Raw genomic sequence first — 473 nt, forward strand, 5'->3', positions numbered from 1 at the left:
CTCTAAAAGTCATAACGCCTCCGGAACTAGTTGGCTTGGAAAAGCTGTGACAATGAATTTATTGCGCCCATTAATATCTCCGCGGGTCAGCTTAACGAAAACATGAGAAGATATTAGGCGCTCATAAATGTAGGTATCGTCAGCCAAATTCTTTACCTTGCGGTAGCCAAAACCGACAGGAAATGTGCATTCACTTGTGAAGAATAATGATCGCTTGTTGCCTCCTCCTGTACCTTGTGGCACACCTGCTGGATCCGCAATTCGATAGTACCAATTATAGACCCTATGCAAATTATCTAAGATGGCCTTTGCAATCACAGTCTCAGCAAAATTCTGGTCGTGATAAAAACTAGAAATCATTTTTCCGTCTGGCTCGGCTGCCAGGAGAGCTATCAAATCATCCTCACTCTTCCCTACGTGGCGACTAAGGGTGTGACCCCCTATAGTCCCAGTTGTAGCGGTTTGTTCATGCT

At 44.8% G+C, this 473-nt stretch carries 1 protein-coding gene; it reads right to left on the reverse strand.

Going from position 1 to position 473, the window contains the following annotated elements:
• Nucleotides 1-9: 9 nt before the first annotated feature.
• Nucleotides 10-473 (reverse strand): RNase A-like domain-containing protein (locus tag CYR55_RS23450; protein ID WP_338153022.1); only part of this gene is annotated, 464 nt, incomplete at its 5' end.

The sequence above is a fragment of the Chimaeribacter californicus genome (assembly GCF_002858675.1).
Taxonomy (GTDB): domain Bacteria; phylum Pseudomonadota; class Gammaproteobacteria; order Enterobacterales; family Enterobacteriaceae; genus Chimaeribacter; species Chimaeribacter californicus.